Source organism: Asticcacaulis sp. AC466, assembly GCF_000495815.1.
Lineage (GTDB): Bacteria > Pseudomonadota > Alphaproteobacteria > Caulobacterales > Caulobacteraceae > Asticcacaulis.
Genome location: NZ_AWGE01000011.1, coordinates 63843 through 81025, shown reverse-complemented (window position 1 = coordinate 81025; position 17183 = coordinate 63843). Strand labels below are relative to the sequence as shown.

At 54.9% G+C, this 17183-nt stretch carries 12 protein-coding genes and 1 riboswitch; of the genes, 6 read left to right on the top strand and 6 right to left on the bottom strand.

The annotated features are described in order from the left end of the window. Window positions 1-69 precede the first annotated feature (69 nt). Window positions 70-3012, bottom strand: coding sequence for a TonB-dependent receptor (locus AEAC466_RS34440; RefSeq protein ID WP_023458403.1), 2943 nt, complete (start codon window positions 3010-3012; stop codon window positions 70-72). 644 nt (window positions 3013-3656) lie between these two features. Then, a riboswitch (SAM-I-IV-variant riboswitch) is annotated at window positions 3657-3761 on the top strand. Between the two features lie 43 nt (window positions 3762-3804). Between AEAC466_RS34440 and AEAC466_RS34435 the strand changes: the two genes are divergently transcribed. Next, window positions 3805-4131: a hypothetical protein gene (locus AEAC466_RS34435; RefSeq protein WP_023458402.1), complete on the top strand. Its 327-nt coding sequence runs from the start codon at window positions 3805-3807 to the stop codon at window positions 4129-4131. A gap of 48 nt (window positions 4132-4179) precedes the next feature. On the opposite strand, the gene AEAC466_RS34430 is transcribed toward AEAC466_RS34435, so the two are convergent. Further along, the gene (locus tag AEAC466_RS34430) at window positions 4180-6018 is read right to left on the bottom strand and encodes a glycoside hydrolase family 97 protein (RefSeq protein ID WP_235074269.1); all 1839 of its coding nucleotides are present in this window, start codon (window positions 6016-6018) and stop codon (window positions 4180-4182) included. Between the two features lie 197 nt (window positions 6019-6215). Continuing rightward, window positions 6216-9095 carry a glycoside hydrolase family 31 protein gene (locus AEAC466_RS34425; RefSeq protein ID WP_023458400.1) on the bottom strand — a complete coding sequence of 960 codons (2880 nt, stop codon included), beginning with the start codon at window positions 9093-9095 and terminating at the stop codon, window positions 6216-6218. A gap of 602 nt (window positions 9096-9697) precedes the next feature. On the opposite strand from AEAC466_RS34425, the gene AEAC466_RS34420 reads away from it, so the two are divergent. Together AEAC466_RS34420 and AEAC466_RS34415 are read left to right on the top strand one after the other, a co-directional pair. Then, window positions 9698-10948 (top strand): serine hydrolase domain-containing protein, encoded by a 1251-nt coding sequence (locus tag AEAC466_RS34420; RefSeq protein WP_023458399.1) that lies wholly within the window; start codon window positions 9698-9700, stop codon window positions 10946-10948. 154 nt (window positions 10949-11102) lie between these two features. Then, entirely contained in the window at window positions 11103-11363 is a 261-nt protein-coding gene (locus tag AEAC466_RS34415; protein WP_023458398.1) for a hypothetical protein, read from the top strand. 74 nt (window positions 11364-11437) lie between these two features. Here the strand turns inward: AEAC466_RS34415 and AEAC466_RS34410 are convergent, their stop codons facing one another. Next, complete coding sequence (locus tag AEAC466_RS34410) at window positions 11438-12748, bottom strand: PQQ-dependent sugar dehydrogenase (RefSeq protein WP_023458397.1); 1311 nt, start codon at window positions 12746-12748, stop codon at window positions 11438-11440. A gap of 11 nt (window positions 12749-12759) precedes the next feature. Here AEAC466_RS34410 and AEAC466_RS44475 point away from each other — a divergent pair, with 11 nt between their 5' ends. Further along, window positions 12760-13161, top strand: coding sequence for a hypothetical protein (locus AEAC466_RS44475; protein WP_155913639.1), 402 nt, complete (start codon window positions 12760-12762; stop codon window positions 13159-13161). A 65-nt stretch (window positions 13162-13226) separates the two neighbouring features. Here AEAC466_RS44475 and AEAC466_RS34405 read toward each other — a convergent pair whose 3' ends face one another. Then, window positions 13227-14990 (bottom strand): hybrid sensor histidine kinase/response regulator, encoded by a 1764-nt coding sequence (locus tag AEAC466_RS34405; RefSeq protein WP_023458395.1) that lies wholly within the window; start codon window positions 14988-14990, stop codon window positions 13227-13229. A gap of 153 nt (window positions 14991-15143) precedes the next feature. On the opposite strand from AEAC466_RS34405, the gene AEAC466_RS34400 reads away from it, so the two are divergent. Beyond that, window positions 15144-15635 (top strand): methylated-DNA--[protein]-cysteine S-methyltransferase, encoded by a 492-nt coding sequence (locus AEAC466_RS34400; protein ID WP_023458394.1) that lies wholly within the window; start codon window positions 15144-15146, stop codon window positions 15633-15635. Between the two features lie 147 nt (window positions 15636-15782). Further along, complete coding sequence (locus AEAC466_RS34395; protein ID WP_235074267.1) at window positions 15783-16316, top strand: c-type cytochrome; 534 nt, start codon at window positions 15783-15785, stop codon at window positions 16314-16316. 3 nt (window positions 16317-16319) lie between these two features. Here AEAC466_RS34395 and AEAC466_RS34390 read toward each other — a convergent pair whose 3' ends face one another. Then, window positions 16320-17129 (bottom strand): class II aldolase/adducin family protein, encoded by an 810-nt coding sequence (locus AEAC466_RS34390; protein WP_023458392.1) that lies wholly within the window; start codon window positions 17127-17129, stop codon window positions 16320-16322. Window positions 17130-17183 lie beyond the last annotated feature (54 nt).

Below are 17183 nucleotides of genomic sequence, written 5' to 3'. Positions count from 1 at the left end.
AGGACGCAAAAGGCCCGAGACCGAGGTCTCGGGCCAGTGATTGCGTATTATAGAGACTCCGGAAACGTGTTAGTACTGGGCGCGCCAGCCTAAAATCACGGTTTGACCGGGATTATTGAAGCCATATGGCAGGTTGTCGTAACCCATATAGCTTCGGAAACCTTGGTTGTCCAAATTGGTAGCATCGAGTGTAATGCTCTGCTCGATACCAAAGGCTTTGAACTTGTAGGCTGCCGACAGGTCTATCTGGTGACGCGCGGTCTGATACATATCGTAGGGGATGCTGTTGGCGGACGGCAGGAAGCCAATCTTCATCTTACCGACATTGACGTAGCTGATATGCGCGGAGAACCCACCACGCTCGTAGTAACCGGTGAAGTTATAGGTGGCGTTCGGGATGCTCAGCAAGGTCGACTTGCCAAAGTGCGTGTAGTTGAACGTGTAGCCCAATCCCTCAACCAGATTGTCGAGCGGCTGAACCCACATGAACTCCTGCCCAGTCAGCTTCGATGTCGTCGCCAAGTTGACAGTCGTCGACAGATTGATGGGATTATTGTCCACCAGTGACGGGTTTGCCAGTACGTCCGCCGACGTTCTGCCGATTGCGACGGCCATCGCGTTTTGTTGTGTTGTCCCCAGAGACGAATACGGAATGCCGATCGAGCTGAATGGGACCACGACCGTCTTGTTCACGGTGAAGTTGGTTATGTCCTTCTTATAGAAGGTCAGGCCAACATAGCCCGTAGCGCCCGTGTAGTATTCCCCACCGATATCGAGGTTGTTCGAATAATAGGGTTTCAGTGCCGGATTTCCTTGGCTGGCGTTTTGGGCGCCCGGATCGCTAAAGCCCAGTTGCGAACTCATTTGCGACGGGTTGGCACGGGTCATTGTCTTCGACGCCGCAATACGCAGGTTCAGATGGTCCGTAACCGCGGCCACTGCGTTGAAGGATGGCAGATAGTCCTGATACTTGCGTTCCGTGGTGATGCTGACGATCTGGTTGTTGATATTCGACGGTGAGGTAATCGTCTGGTCGGTCGTCTGATAACGTAGACCGAAGTTCGATTTGATCGCGATGCCACCGATGGTTGTCCGGTTGGAGGCCATGACATAGGCGCCGCCAATTTTTTCGTCGATATTACTGGCACCGGCGCCGTTGTAGGAATTACCAACGGCCACGTTACCGGGGGAGTTGATCAGCTTATCATAGTTTATGGCGCCGGCGATCTTGTCAAAGTCTGGCGTAACGAACTTGTTGAAGCCTGCTCCCGAAACGCCGTCGCGGTATAACGGCGACTTCATGGTTTTCAGGTAGTTAGGCAAGGCCGAATCCGGAATCGCCGTCGTGAACGCGGTCGTCAGGGCAGCCGACTTATCCTGGATATTGATGTGTCGGGTATAGGTATCGTACGCCCCCCCCGTCTTGAATGTCCAGTCGCCCCAGTCCTTCGTCAGATTCAGGTGAGCTGACTTGGTTTCGACATTTCGCTTATCAAGCTGCATATTGATCTGGCCCGCGAAGGTGCGCCAGCCGAGGTTCGGATTATTGAGATCGACATTGGGCGTGATCGTCGGCATGTCATTGCCGGACACATTGGCGTAAGTTGCCGTAACGTTCGACTGGAACGGCGTGCGGAACTTGAGGAAGGTCACGCCGCGTTCATAAGTGGATCGCATGTAAGCAAGGTTGCCATCGAGTTTAAAGCCGTCCGCAATCTGCCAGACCATACCGCCGTTAATGCTGTAGAAGGCCGTTTTGTCGCGATAGAAGTTGGTTTCTTCAAAGAATGTCGAATTGGCAAATGTACCGGCGGTAACAACGTTGTTGGAATCCACCTTCAGTCCAATGGGTATCATACCCCCATTGTAGTCGTCACCAGGCCCCGTATTCCGAACCGCCCACATCATGTCCGAACGTTCGGCCGTCCGTTCCGCGCCGCCACCCAGGATATCCAGGTTGAAGCGCAGGCTTTCAGATGGCCTGTATTCGAGGGCGATAGAGCCCACCTTGTTCTTGCCTGTGCCGTCGAGGAAGTAATCGCGGCCAAGGCGCGGAATGACCGCCCCTTTGATTTGCGTCTCGCTCAGGCCAGGGTTCAGCGCCATAAGGCCGGCTTCGTTCAGAGTGCCGGGCGTCAGGCCGTTGCCTGTATAGCCATAGATCGTGTCGCTGAAGCGGAATTGGTTCGATCCTTGCGGATTGATGACCGCGCCGTTGCCCGGAAACTGGGCGTTGGGGTCGCAGCCTGTGCAGAAATTGCTCAGATTTGGATCGCCCCATCCCAGGGTTTCAAATCCATCCGAAAAGATATGTTTGTCGGATTGGGTGTATCCGACAAGAACGCCGAATTTGTCCCAGGTTTTGGAATACACAGCCGTAATGCGTGGCGAAACCGCACGGGCATTGACGCTGTAACTGCCTTGCGCCGCCAGAACGATATGTTCACCCTTGCGGTCGAATGGGCGCGCATTCTGAATATTGACAGTCCCCGCGATCCCTCCTTCCAGAGCATCAGCACTAGGCGTCTTCGCGACATCAACCCGATTGAACAGCCCGGTCGGGAACATGTCGAGATCAACTTGGCGGTTGGGCGAAGAGGAACCCGTAAAGCCGAAATCCGATGCGACGGCAACGCGGTTGCCATCCATGGTGACCATTGTGAAGGCCGATGGCAGGGCGCGAACGGAAATCTGAGCGCCGTCACCGGTGAACGCGTCGCGTTGCACGACCATGCCCGGTACGCGCTGCATGGACTCAGCAAGATTGAGATCTGGGAATTTGCCGAGATCCTCCGAGAAGATGGTTTCACCAAAGTTGGTGGAATCTTTCTTTGCTTTGGTGGCACTGCGTAGAGAGGCACGATATCCCGTGACGACGACGACGGTACTGTTATCCGCAGCGGGCGCAGGCGTCGTTTGGGCGTGAACGGCAGTGACGCCTATCCCCCCTAGCATTGTGGCGCACAAAAGCGCCGAACGGATGGCGCAGCTACGCCGATGTCCCAAATTCATAATGTTTCCTCCTGGCTATATGGCACTGTCACAGTACCGTTTTATTCGTTTCGATGGAGCGAAACGGTGAGTCTGTTACCGCTCACATTTCTGTCGTATGCCCGAATTAGAAAAACGTCAATGTGGTCAGGCCAAAATGGAGGGAAACGTAGCAGATTTACAACAGAGACGTAATACTTACATCTATATATCTGTTTTTATTAGATTTATTTATTATTAGAATTTACAAAAGGGTGAAATTGGTAAGGCCATTTCATGTAAATTTGGTTCATCAGGGCCTGGATCGAAGATATTTTCATTCCCGTAAGGCCATCAATCGTGAAGGGGCGTTCGCGATACGGATTGCCAGAGGACGGTTGTGGCAGGCTGCCGCAGGTTTGTTTATCTGCAAGGCAAAGCCCCGCCTTGCCCCGCCAAAGGAGATACGGGACATAAATCAGCCGGGATGGGTTCGGGCTTGACTGCGAAGTTGCGTGCAGAGGCGCTGTCACGACGTCGAATAGCGCGCAGCCACGTTTCCCGCCAGCTCTCATGTCGCTGTATGCCTTAGACGCTTTCCGATCGGGCGGTATAAGACTGGCGTGCTTTACGCGCTTCCTTACCCCCAAAACGTCTTGAGCAAGGTGCCGGGCTAGGCTATACCGCTTTTGCATCAAGAGTTGGGTCCACCCCAACGCCAACCTGCCCTCCCAGGCAAGGTGGCAGCCTTAGGGCGATGCGGCCGATCGTCGGCAACGAAATGGGATCTACACTTGCCTCCCTTTCGAGACCTTGAAGCTTAAGGCTTGAAGCATGAATGCGCCCTCCCTCCTTCACGCGGCGGATGATAATTTTGACAGCGAATTTCCCGGCTGCGTCCTCACCCATTGCTTTTACCTGACGGGCGACCAAACGGATATTGCGGTCGCAGCGCTAACGGCCATCTCCCATATCGGCGCGAAACTCGACGGGATGAGCCGATCGCGCACAGGTGGCGCTATGCACCACAAGCTAAGGGTGACAGGCATCAAGCCCAAAGAGGCGCGATCCTTGGTGGGGCGACTTGCCATGATGCCTGGCGTTACGTGCGCCACCGTAGAACACTTGATCTCTCCGGCCCCGTCGTCTCTTTTGGGTTGATTGGCCAGGACGTCCGGGTGAGTCGGTAATTCTAATGGCTTTGCCCGGCTATCTTATTTGAAGACGCGCCACAAAGCCGCCGCGTGCGCGCATATTCAAGGTGATAGATTGATCAGGCGTCACGGGTTTAGAGTGACGGTTATAGGCATCGGGCTTGTCTTGACTATCGCTAAGTTCAACCAATTGCCAAGGGCCTTTTTGCAGGAAACTCAGCTTCACTGTTACGTCACGCGCCTCGCCATTATTAATGGCAGCGATGTACCAATCGTTCCCGCTACGGCGGGCCATTATGACGGCCTTGCCCGGCTCGCTGCCATCCAAAACAAGCGTCTGATCCCAAATGGCGGGGACCGCTTTTAATACGTCCAGACCCGGGTTGGACAAATAGGTCTCCGGATGCCCGCCCATAGACAGATAGGGCGAGGTGAAAATGACCATCTGGGCCAGTTCATGCGCCCAGCTATTTCCTTGAAGCTCCTTGGGCTCAAACACCGTAGGCGTATAGTCCCCGGGGCCCACAACATAGCGCGTAAAGGGCAGGATCGTGTCGTGTTCGGACGGCAGTTTGCGGTTATAGCGCGTAATATGCCATTCATGCCCGCGCACCCCCTCACGGGTCAAAACATTAGGCCATGTCCGCTCCGTGCCTGACGGTTTAGCAGCGCCGTGAAAATCGACCATCAAATGGTCAGCCGCAGCCTCTTTGGCTGTGTCAATATACCAGTTTGTCCATTCTCTGTTGGCGCCCTGCGGAAAATCGACCTTGACGCCCACAACACCAATATCAGCAAACCGACGGAACAAAGCCTGCCGCGCCGCCGGCGTCGCCACGTCGTTGCTGTGAACCCAAACCCAAATACCAACCCCTTGCGTGCGAGCATAGGCGACTGTATCGGTGAGAGACTGCCAAGGCTGCTGCCACTTCGCCCAGCCATCGTCGATCAGATAATACTCGAAACCAAGCTGATGTGTCCAATCAACCCATTGCTTTTGATCGCCTTCCAGCGGGTCCCCAATAGCCAGCCACTGCCACGACGAACGTCCTGGACGTATCCATTTTGCCCCTGCCAGTGCTTTTGACGGCGGCGGATTGAGGTTCTGGACCAAGGTCGTGTTCACAAGCCCCGTCAAATCGCGCGCAACTATGGTGACACGCCACGGCTGAACCACCGCCTCGTCCGTATGCCAGCCTTGAGGGTCGGCATAGAGGCTCGTCACCAGCGTACCGTCATTTAAATGGATGGAGCTGTCGCCATAATCGACAACAGCGGCCTCGCTCAACGTGACCCACAGCCCATTGACCTTTGCTGTCAGGGGCAGACCATAGTTTTTGTTGCCCAATTTATCTAATGTCGTCGCTGCATAGACATTCTCGTAATCGGGCAGGAATTCGGTCGCCCAGAGTCGCGGATTGCCACCGGCCAGGTTCCAACCCGATAGGTCGGCATCTACACTTCGTCCCGGCAATGCCGGCAGTCTAAGCCGCACGGCAACGCCATCATTGGCCACATGAACATCTGCCTCTATCGTCTCGCCGTTCGATGCCAAAGAAATGGTCGCTGTATTCGCCTTATTGCTGGCCCAGGCTTTGCCACCAAAGATGGCATAACGTTCATCTATTTTGCCGCGGCGAAACGACTTGATAGACACCGCCTTACCCAAGTCGCGCCCATTCGAACGCAGGCCTATGGGTGATGAGTCTAAAACCGGCTTGCCATCGGCCGTGACGCGATAGGTTAAGGCACCGCCATCGTCATTGACGAAAGCTGAAACCTTACCGTCTGGGCTCACGACCCTGACTTGGCGCGCCTGTACCGTAGACGCCATAAGCACCAAGGAGATCAGCCCCGCACATAGAGGCAAGATAGAGAAGGCAGGAATTTTCATGGCCGATCACACTTTTTCCAACAGGTGTTTCCGTACAAATTAGAATAGATATTGCACAGGTCATGCACGATCAATGTCTTCGCTTCTAAAGACGTCGCCGCTGTAAACGATTGGTTGGCCAAGGCACAGGGGGGGGTATGGCCAGCTGGATGCGTTCACCGTTCTGCCTTCAGGCCCCTCAAGCAGGCCGCGCCTGGTTACTGCTTAAAGCTCAAGGTTACAGGCTTTCCCGTATAGACGACGGTCTTCGTTGCCACACCCATTTCGCCCCCGGTTGCGTGGCCAGGTTTGGCGATCACGACATTCAGTGTGCGCGTGGTCACAAGACCCGGATAGGTGCCTTTACGGGCGCCGATTGACAAGGTTTGCGCCTTGTCATTCCAGACAAGATCGTAGGTGGCGTACTGGCCCTTTTCGTATTTATATGTCTCGTTATCATCCTCATAGAGGGTGAACTTTGCGTCAGCGCCGGGATATACGCGAATTTCATACGGAGCATCGGGCTTTTCCGTCGCGTATTGCTGCACGGGTCCCATAGGGATGATCGAACCGGCCCGCACATATAGCGGGATGATATCCAGAGGCGCTTCGCGGACAACTGTTTGTCCGCCGTTCAACCGGGCATTGGTATAGAAGTCATACCACCCTGCCCCCGCCGGCAGATAGGTCGCCATTTTGAGGTCAATGCCTTTGTAAGCAGCGGCTAAGGCATGAATCTGGCTCGGCGTTCGCCAGGCAAATCGCAAACCACGTTCAGCCGTCCCTTGAAAATACTCTATTTTAACCGGAACTTTCTCGCCTTTTGTCAGCGTGACCTTTGCACTCCGGTACCGCTTGGCGCCCGTATTCCAGTCTTCTACGATCTTCTCGCCCTTGACGAAAAGGCGAAAGCCATCATCGCCTTCCAAGCCAAGCTCATATTCCCCATCTTCTGGGGCAATGAGGTCGCCTTCCCAGCGCGCGGAGAAGTGCTCAACACTGTCAAGCCCGGCCGGCGGTTGCGCCAAAGGTGGCCCCGGCCATTTCAGATCGATGGTCGCATCTATTGTTTTCCCTTTGGCGGTTTCGAAGTTTTCGCCCGCGAAATATTGGCCGTCCAGCCCCGCCCGCCCAGCATCGTTCGTCAAAAACTGAGCCGGTATGGTTTCGGCCGGCGGGTTCTGGACATGATACATTGGCCGGGTAACCGGATGCACCAGTAAGGACGGCCCGAACATGAAGGCGTCATTGATGGCGTAGGTCGCCTTATCGGCAGGGAAATCCATGGGGACGGCGCGCATCAGGGTATAGCCATCAGAAGTGATTTTCCAACTGAGACTATAGATGTAGGGCAGCAGCCGGTAGCGCAGGTTGACGCTCTTCACCAGGGAACCATACATTTCCGGATCCAGATCTTTGAAAATATAGGGCTCGCGCTCAATACTGGTTCCATGAACCCGGAAGATGGGGTTGAAGGCACCGAACTGAAACCAACGGGCGAAGAGTTCGCGATAGGCCGGGTTTTGCTCCCCGCCAGGATATTCCGTTACGAAGAACCCGCCCGTATCCTGAGACCAATAGGGATTGCCGGTAATTGTCACATTGACACCACCATTGATCTGCTCGCCGAACGTCTTCCAGTTCGCGAAAATATCCCCCGACCAAGACGCGGCGCCCGTGCGTTGCGCTCCAGCCCAGGCCGAACGCGTCAAGGTAAACACACGTTTGTCACTGGTGGCGCGCTGACCGTCATAGGTGCCTTGCGTCGTCATCAGGGTATAAGGATTGAGGTATCGGGAGAAATCACCAAGCGCGTTGGTGCCGAGACTCTTGATGTCGCGAATATTGTCGTCGGGGTTCCACGCGGCTGTGCCGACTTCTACCTCCGTGCCGTCCATCCACAGCGCATCAACGCCCTTATCAAGCAAACCTTTCTTGATATATTTGAAATAGATTTGCCTGCCGAGCGGACTGTACGCGTCATAAATCCGGGCCTTTTTTGAAATCCAGTGCAGCGGCTCAAAGCGCAGATTGTGGGCATCAAGCTCATGCGCCAGTTCTGTATCGTTTCCGACAGACGGCCAGATTGAAATCATCAATTTCAAATGTTCGTCATGCAGCGTCTTGATCATGCCTTCCGGATCGGGATACCGCTCCTTATTCCAGATCATGCCGCTCCATGTACCATCAGCGTCGCTGCCCCAGTATTGCCAGTCCTGCACGATGTAATCGAGCGGAAACTGCTTTTCGCGAAATGTGCGGGCGACCTCAAGAAGGCGCGCCTGGGTTTTGTAGCGTTCCTTGCTCATGAACAAGCCGAAGGCCTGTTTGGGGTACATCGGCGCTTCGCCCGTCAGGTGGCGATATGACTTCACCACATCATCAATGCTTCGCCCGCCCATGAAATAATAGTCGACGCCGCCCGGTGCACTTTCGGCCCATAGGGTCGCGCCTTTCGCGTCATCCTTGAACGTCATCTTGGAATAGGTGTCCCAGAGAATGCCATATTTCTCAGAGGAGACCATGACCGGAATCACAATCCCTGTATTCGTCTGGACGAGCAGGATATCCTTGTTGCGGCGGTTGAGCTCACCCTCATCAATGAAACCGAACCCGAATATGCCTTCATCGGGTTTCAGGGTGAAGGTATTTTGCGCCTCATAGGTCGGCGCGCCTGATATATCGACCAGCTTCAGCGTTTCCGGCGCCTTCGCGCGCTCGCGGGTATAGACCTTGCCCGCAGCGTCCTTGAAAGTCAGGGCGCCTGAGCTTTTATCGACGACGATTGTGAGCTTTGCCGAGACGATAATCAGCTCAAGCGGCGTTTCCTTAATATCAAAAGCGACGGGTTGGGGCTTATCGACAATAACAATACTGGGCGCTGTCCAGTAATTTTTGCCCAGGTTCGCATTTACACGAACCGTTTCCGGCCCGTAAAAAATGATATTCTTGGTGATGCCGTCGTGCAAAATCTGAACGCCATCGTCAAGGCGTACAAATGATATGCCCGCGGTCACTGGCTCATACACCTGCAAGAGATGGCCGTTTTCATCCAGGCCCGTGTCGGCCATGCTGGGTGAAAATGCCAGTAACGACATGCATGTTGTTAGTAGAAGCGTTTTCATGTGCAGATGCTTCATCCAGCATTCCCCTTTTTGTGGCCCGCCTGCTGTCATGCCCCCGTCGGGAGACGATTTTTGACACGCTAAAACGCAGCTTATTTACAATATATCCGGATGTCTTTCCGAGCATATCGTACAGGCCTGCATTCTATTTTAAGCGAAGTCCTGTTTGTTTCCCGTAATCAATGTCTCTAAATTGCGATCAACGCGACCTACTAAAAAGCCTAAATTTAAACAACCGCAATAAAGGCCCGTCGTCGAATATCCACGATTATTCAGTATCGCCAATCCTATGCGGGATTCTTCTAAATTATTACCGCGGCCAATTTATCGCCCTCGCGGAATAAGTCAATCGCCATGAAAGCCATTTTTATTAGGGAAAGGTCGATGCTGAGCGGTCAGAACTCACAAAAATATGAGCGTAATAAATTTGTTATTTACCAAAACGATTTGGAAACCATTGAGGATTTAGATTAAGTTCTCCCCCATCGCGGCGGGGATTCGCCATCGATTTTTTACTTCGGTTGGTGCAGGACGGCGGGCCAGCACTCACGGAATTAGGTTTGGTTTGTAAGCTTATGACCGCATCGCACGCAAATCCGGCGCTTTTGACACGCCGCTCGACTCTCGGACTGCTGTTGGCCGGCCTGGCCGGAAACGCAGTTGCCCCACAACTCGTCAAGACTGTCGAAGTCGCCGCCACCGCTGCGGCGCCTGTCGTTAAAAAGCTGGCCGCGCCGACGCAGTCGTGGCCGTCGCTTGACGCCCTTGGCCAAGCCATGGTGGACAAAAAGCTGACCCCTGGTCTGTCGCTGAGCGTTATGCATGCGGGTGCGCTTCTATATTCAAAGGGCTTTGGGCTGGCCAATGTTGACAGCAGCACGGCTGTTACGCCCCAGACTGAATTCCGCATTGCCTCGATCACCAAGCAGTTCACCGCCGCATCCATCCTGCTTCTGGCGGAGGACGGCCTGCTGACGCTCGATGATCCGCTGTCGAAATTCATGCCGGATTTCCCGCGCGCCGCTGATATTACCCTTCGTCAGCTCCTCAGCCATACCTCCGGTATGGGCGACTATATCAACGGTCAGTCGATGGACGTCCTGACCCGGGCCCAGACACGCGACTATACGACCGATGAACTGGTCAAGATCATCAGCGCCCGCCAACCGCTTTACCGTGCACAGCCCGGTGCGACCTGGCTATACAGCAATAGCGCCTTCACTATACTCGGCATCGTCGTTGAAAAACTATCCGGCATGACGTTCGCTGATTTTGTCTTCAAACGATTGTTCACGCCGGCCGGGCTAACCCAGACCAGCATCGACAAGACCTGCACCGTCGCATCGGTTTGCAACGGCTACCGCCCAAACTATAAGGCGCCGACCAAGTTCGACACCGTCCTGCCCGTGTCGGCCAGCTTCGCCGGAGGCGCAGGCGCAATCCGATCAACAACAGAAGACCTGTCGCTCTGGCACCACGCCCTTCTGGAGGGCAAGGTGCTTAAGCCACAAAGCTTGCGCGCCATGCTGACGCCGACACTCCTGAAAAACGGAACGCCAGCCTATGAACGGCGCGGCAATGACCCGATGGAATACGGATTGGGCCAGGGCCTAGGCTCGATGAACAATCTCAAACTGGCTTCACATGGCGGCCGCATCAACGGGTTTACTGGCCATCTACGCAGTTTCACCGAACAGAAACTGACCGTCGCCATCCTCTACAATAGCGATGGCGGCGGTGCGCCTGGTTTCGCCGCTGCCCAAAGGGGGCTTAAAACCGAAGCCAGCCGCCTCGGGCTGGAATATCTGGGTCTCAGCAAGGCCTGACTTCGTCGTTTGCCTCTCCGCGGCATTTTGTCCGCTGTACACCTCGTAATTGTATGGCTTAGATGACGGCGATACATCTTCGCTGCCGGCAAGTTCCGTATCTTCTTTTTATACCGCGCTATGGCAGACTGGATGCTATTCAAGGAGCACAGACATGGCCGACATCACGTACCATATTTTCGACAACAATACCGGCGAGGAAATCTACCTGTCGAACGACTTCCGTTTCCTCGATACGCCTCAGCCGGAACACCATATCAATGACGAAAACATGCGCGATCGTTTCGGTGGCCCGGCAATCGTAAATCGCGTTGAAACCGCTGCTGATGGCTCGATAAACCTGTATGTCGACGGCACCGAAGAACGCGTCAACAGCGACAATCAGGAAGGCGATCAGGCCTACCGCCGCTCATAAGCCTTAAAGCGTATCCTGATCTGCCTGAATCGGATCGGGATACGTCCACAATCGCCCCGATACTACTGATTGCGTCAACGCGAAGGTGTCACGCGCCATATGACATTTCCAACGTCATCGGCCACCAACAGCGCCCCCTTGCCATCAATTGCTACACCGACAGGCCGGCCTTGCGCTTTTGCATCCTTCAAAAATCCCGTGAGAATATCTTCAGGTGCGCCAGACGGCATTCCGCCTGAAAACGGCACGAAAATAACCGAGTATCCGCTCGGGGGATTCCGATTCCACGATCCATGTTGACCGACAAACGCCCCATCGGCATACTTTGGTGGCATTAGTTTGCCGGTGTTGAAGGTCAAGCCGAGCGATGCGGTATGCGGCCCGAGAGCGTAGTCTGGTTTGATTGCGCTGGCGACCTTTTTGGGGTCCTGCGGTTTCACACGGACATCGACATTTTGCCCGTAATAGCTATATGGCCAGCCATAAAAGGCGCCGTCCTTCACGGATGTCATATAGTCGGGCACGAGGTCGCTGCCAATCTCATCGCGCTCGTTGACGACCGTCCACAGGGCGCCGGACTGTGGTTGCCAGGCCATGCCATTGGGATTGCGCAGACCGGAGGCAAATATCCGCTTTTGGCCGGTCGTTAAGTCAACTTCCAGAATATTTGCCCGTTCCGTCTCGGCGGGAATGCCGTTTTCAGCCACGTTGCTATTCGATCCAACCGTGACGTACAGCTTGTGCCCATCTGGGCTGGCAAGAATGTTTTTGGTCCAATGATGGTTGATTGTGCCGGCGGGTAGGTCCACGACCTTAGTGGCCGGCGCGGTAATTTGCGTATCTCCGCTATGGTAAGGGAACCTTACGACGGCGTCCGTATTGGCGATATAGAGCTGATCCCCGATCAGCGCCATGCCAAACGGCGAGTTCAAACCGTTCAACAACACAGTCTGCAACTCGGCTTTACCGTCTCCATCACCATCGCGAAGCAGCAAAATCTTATTGGGACTCTGCGGTCCCGCACCCGCCTTCTTCATGATGGCCTTCATGAAGAACCCCTTGATGCCTTTTGCATCGTCCGGCTTCGGCGGCGCGTTGGTTTCGGCAACAAGCACGTCGCCGTTCGGCAGAACGTATATCCATCGCGGGTGATCCAGACCGCGGGCAAAGGCGTCGACGGACAGGCCCGGTGCGGCTATGGGCTTTCCGCCATCTGGCCAGCCCACCGCATCGGCCACCTTTACCGTCGGAAGAAGCGTCTTGTTTGGCGCAGGCAATTTTGGATTGGGGCCAAAGCCTTCGGACAGTGGTATTTTTGCTGTTTCACCGCAGGCCGTTAAAAGACAGGCTCCTGAGAGGGCCAACAGAGACGTTGCGATCTTCATTGGGTGACCATTTGGCCGTGGGGCAAAGCTATTTGTGGCATTTGGCTCATGTCACGACAGGATTGTGCGCACCGGCGACACATAGCCGCGCACCGCTTCATTTCATCGCAGTCGAACGCATCGCAAGACTCTGCGCAAGCCTCACATATTTCCGCGCAGGCCGCACATTCAGCGAGATAATGTTCAGAGTTCCGCGTCATGAAATCCGCTGCCGTCTGGCAAGCTTGAATGCAGTCATTCATGACCAGCGCATGGTCATGTCCAACGTGGGCACCACCCATATCGAGGCAATGGTTATAAAAGGTGTCCTGACAGGTATCGCGGCATTGCCAGCACAGCTCGATGCAAACCTTAATATGTTCCGGATGATTTCGCATAACCTGCACTCCCTGACAAACGCGATGCCGCATTAGGCATTGCGTCGCGGTGAAGATGCACGGCCTATTTTACCGGCAAAGATAAGTATGTCGTAAGCAGTCTACGCCGCCCGCGTCAAGTGCACCGACTCACCGTCGCCTTTCAGTCTCAACGCCGGAATTGCGTCCAGCATCGGCTTCAGTTGAGCCAGGGACGCTGGCTTGACCATATAACCCGAGGCGCCTAGTTCGCGCGCCCGCATCTGATCCTGATCGTAGGTGGATCCGGTGCACATGATAACCGCGACATGCTTAAGGCTGTCGTCTGCCTGAAGCTTTTCCAACATTTCAAACCCGTCCATTCCAGGCATGTTGATGTCCAGCAATAGCAGGTCAATCTTCTCATCGCGGCTACGCGCCTGTTTCAGTGCCTCCAGCGCTTCACGCGCGCCATTCGCCACAGATAGGTTAAACTTCATCTTGTCACGCACCTGCAGAAAAACCCGCGTGAGTTCCACATCTGATTTCCTGTCATCGACCAGGAGGACGTTGGCCAGTTTTTCCTGAGTTGAACCGTCGGTGGCTAAATTGTCCCGGGTCATCCATTTATCCGTTCTACGGTCAATATTTTTTTGGTCGGAGTCCGGCGGCGGCAGGGTGAATATGAATTTGGCACCCTTGCCTACTGTCGATTCACACCAGATTCGCCCACCATGCAGACCGACGATCTTGCGGCACAATGACAGGCCCAGCCCAGCCCCCTCCTCATTCTGATTCAGACGCTTGAAAGGCTGGAAGATCCGTGTCGTGTCGTTGGCGGCAATCCCGGGTCCGTCGTCTAGAACGCTGAACTGCCAGCCATCCTCGCCCTGCTCGGCCGAGATATGGACCTTTACGCCTTCTGGACCGTGGTGAATGGCGTTGGCAATCAAGTTCTGCAAAACCTGCATCATATGGGTCGGGTGCGCGGATAGTTTTGGCAGGATATCGTATGTCACACCAGCGCCACGTTCAATAATCAGATGCGCCAGATTTTCCTTCGCTGCTTGAACCACATCATTCATGTCACAAGGCTTACGCACCAGACGAGACGGGTCGTCGAGTTGCGTATAGAGAAAAACGGTATCGATCAGCATCGCCATTCGGTCAGCGGCTTTTCGAATAAAATCGAAATAGTCGGGGCGGGTTTCCGGCGTACCGCCGCCTTCGACAATCAGATCGGAAAAAGAACGGACCGTGCGAACCGGCTCACGCAAATCGTGCGCCAGCGCCCGGGTAAATACCTCAAGCGTTTCATGCTGAGCCTGAATACGCGCCTGCTGCGCTTCAAGGGCTTTCACCTTTTCGCGCAGCGTATCGTAAAGCTGAATATTTTCCAGGGCGACCGAAGTGGTGTCGGCCAAGGCCTGCAAAATGGCCATTTCTTCCGAAGTCGGTGTCCGGTTAACTGCCCAATAATTGCCGATAGCGCCGATGGGCGCCTCGCGCCGAATAGGCACCATCGCCAGACTCTTGACGAACGTCGGCCGATAGGCTTCCGTTGGAACGCGCGCGTCCTGGTAAATGTCAGGAATAGTGACCGCTTGCCGATTGAGCATAACCCATCCACTGACGCACATTTCCATTGGAAACCGCTTCCCCTTCCACAAGGGCGCGATGGCGTTTTCATCAGCATAATAACAGGCGTTCCCGTCACGCAGGACGAAGGTCGCCCCATCGGCACCGGTTAGATTCCGCGCCGCATTTCGAACAATGACCGCCACTTCGCCGACGTCACGGGCTTGAGACAGTGCCTGAACCACGCCAACCAGATATTCCATCGCTCGGGTATAGGACTGCGATGGATTGTCGATTTTCGGCACGCTTTCAAAGGGGGGGTCGGCCATGCAAATACTCAATTTCCAGAAGAATTAATGTACAGTAATAAGAGTTTCCGTTTTACTAAAGACACGTCTTCGGGAGCGGTCTCGGTATAAACAGGCGCCTACGATAGCCAAACGGTGATTTGAGAATCGCCACTTTCCATGAGACCGTTCGTCATGAGCCTATATTTCTCACACATCGAAACGCCATTTGGTATGGCCGCGGCCGCCGTGGACGAAGACGGTGCCGTCATGGAATTTACGTTTCTGAACAGCGAAATGACGACTCGCTTGGCTCATAGGGACCGGGCCGAACATGCGCCGAACCGGCTCAAGGAGGTGACCCGTCAAGTCCACGAATTTTTTGAGCGAAAGCGGACAGACTTCAACCTAGTTCTGAAGCCGCAAGGCTCGCCGTTCCAGCATAAAGTGTGGCAGGCGCTGTGCGATATACCCTTCGGCGAAACCTGGTCATATCAACAAATCGCCAAGGCCGTCGGCGATATCAAGGCGACCCGGGCGGTTGGCGGCGCCAACAACAAAAACCCTATCGCATTGATAATTCCCTGCCACCGCGTCATTGGCAAGAGCGGCACCCTCACCGGTTATGGCGGCGGACTGCCGCTCAAGCAGAAACTACTCGATTTCGAAACCCCGTCGCTGTTCTAGCGCAGCTGGCGAAGCGCTCGGTCTGGCGTAAAGCGGCAGCCTGCGACTTTCATCATCGCGGCTGGATATCAAATGCAATTCCCATATCGCCAAACCTGCCGGACTGACGTAAGAGTTCCGATCTAAGTATGCATGTATCGGGACAAGATGATGAAGCAGGTGGTATTTCTCATATTGGCGACCATGGCCTTAAGCGGCTGCCAACGTACGGCGGACAATGATAACGGCCAGGACATCGCCCTAGCGCCGCCGCACATATACACCGACGCCGAAAAAGCGGCGATTCAGGCCACCTTCCCCGCCCCGTACAACACAGCCGACCTGAACGCTGGACAGATTCAGTTCGGAAAATGCCGCTCCTGCCATACGATTTCCGCCGACAAGATGAACCTGGTCGGACCACACCTGTACGGTGTTTTCGGACGCAAGTCAGGAACTGAGCCTGGCTACACCTTCAGCGAGGCGATGACACGGCACAATGTCGTTTGGGATTTTGACACGCTGGATACATATCTTGCTGCGCCGCAAGCCGTCGTGAAGGGGACGAAAATGAGCTATGCCGGCATTCAGAATGAGACCGATCGGCGCAACCTGATTGCCTATCTCAAGCTGGAAACTACTCCTTATGTTCCGCCGGCAACGGCATCGGCTGGAGCGTCGGAAACCGCTTCAAGCCAGTAGGTCCTAAGAATCATAGCCTGGCGCTTCCCGCGCCAGCCTGCGCATAAGACCAGGCCAGACTAAACCGCCGACAAAGCCGATGCCGCCCGACAGGGGGGCAACCTTGTCCTGTACGGCCTGTCCCACTTCCAGGACGCCACCGCGACCGGCGCTAAGCGCCATGACCTGCTGTCGACAGGCCAGTTCAAGGAAGTACATAATAACAAAGGCTTCCGCCGCCGTCGTTCCCCAGGTCAGGGTGCCATGATTACGCAGCATAAGAATGCGTTTCTGGCCGATATCGGCAACCAACCGCCCCCGCTCTTCCAAATCCAGCGCCACCCCTTCATAATCGTGGTAGGTGAGTTGAGGACGCAGCAGCAGGGCGTTTTGCGTTAGTGGCAACAGACCCTCGGCCTGCGCCGACACGGCGGTCATGTGATCCGTATGCAGGTGCATGACGAAATGGGCGTCGGCCAGGGCGCCGTGAATGGCGCTGTGGATGGTAAAGCCGGCCGGATTGATCATGACGGGCACCTCCGTGACCATGCGCCCGTCGATATCGACCTTGACCAGGTCCGAGGCCTTCATCTCGTTGAAGAAGGTGCCGTAGGGATTGATCAGGAAATGATCGGTATCAGAGGCCGCATAGCTTCCGTCCGCCTGTTTTACCAGCGAGTCCCGGCCCGCAACGCGGGCCGAAATGTGCGTGAAAATCAGATCGTCCCAACCGAACAGGGACGCGAGGCGGTAGAGCGCCGCTAATTCGCACCGAGTCTTCCATTCGGCATCGGAAATATGGGGGCGTAACGGACATTGATCATCATGAGCCATGTCGGGTTTCCTCTTGTCTTTTGCGACATAGGAAACCCGATTTTTTACCCTGGC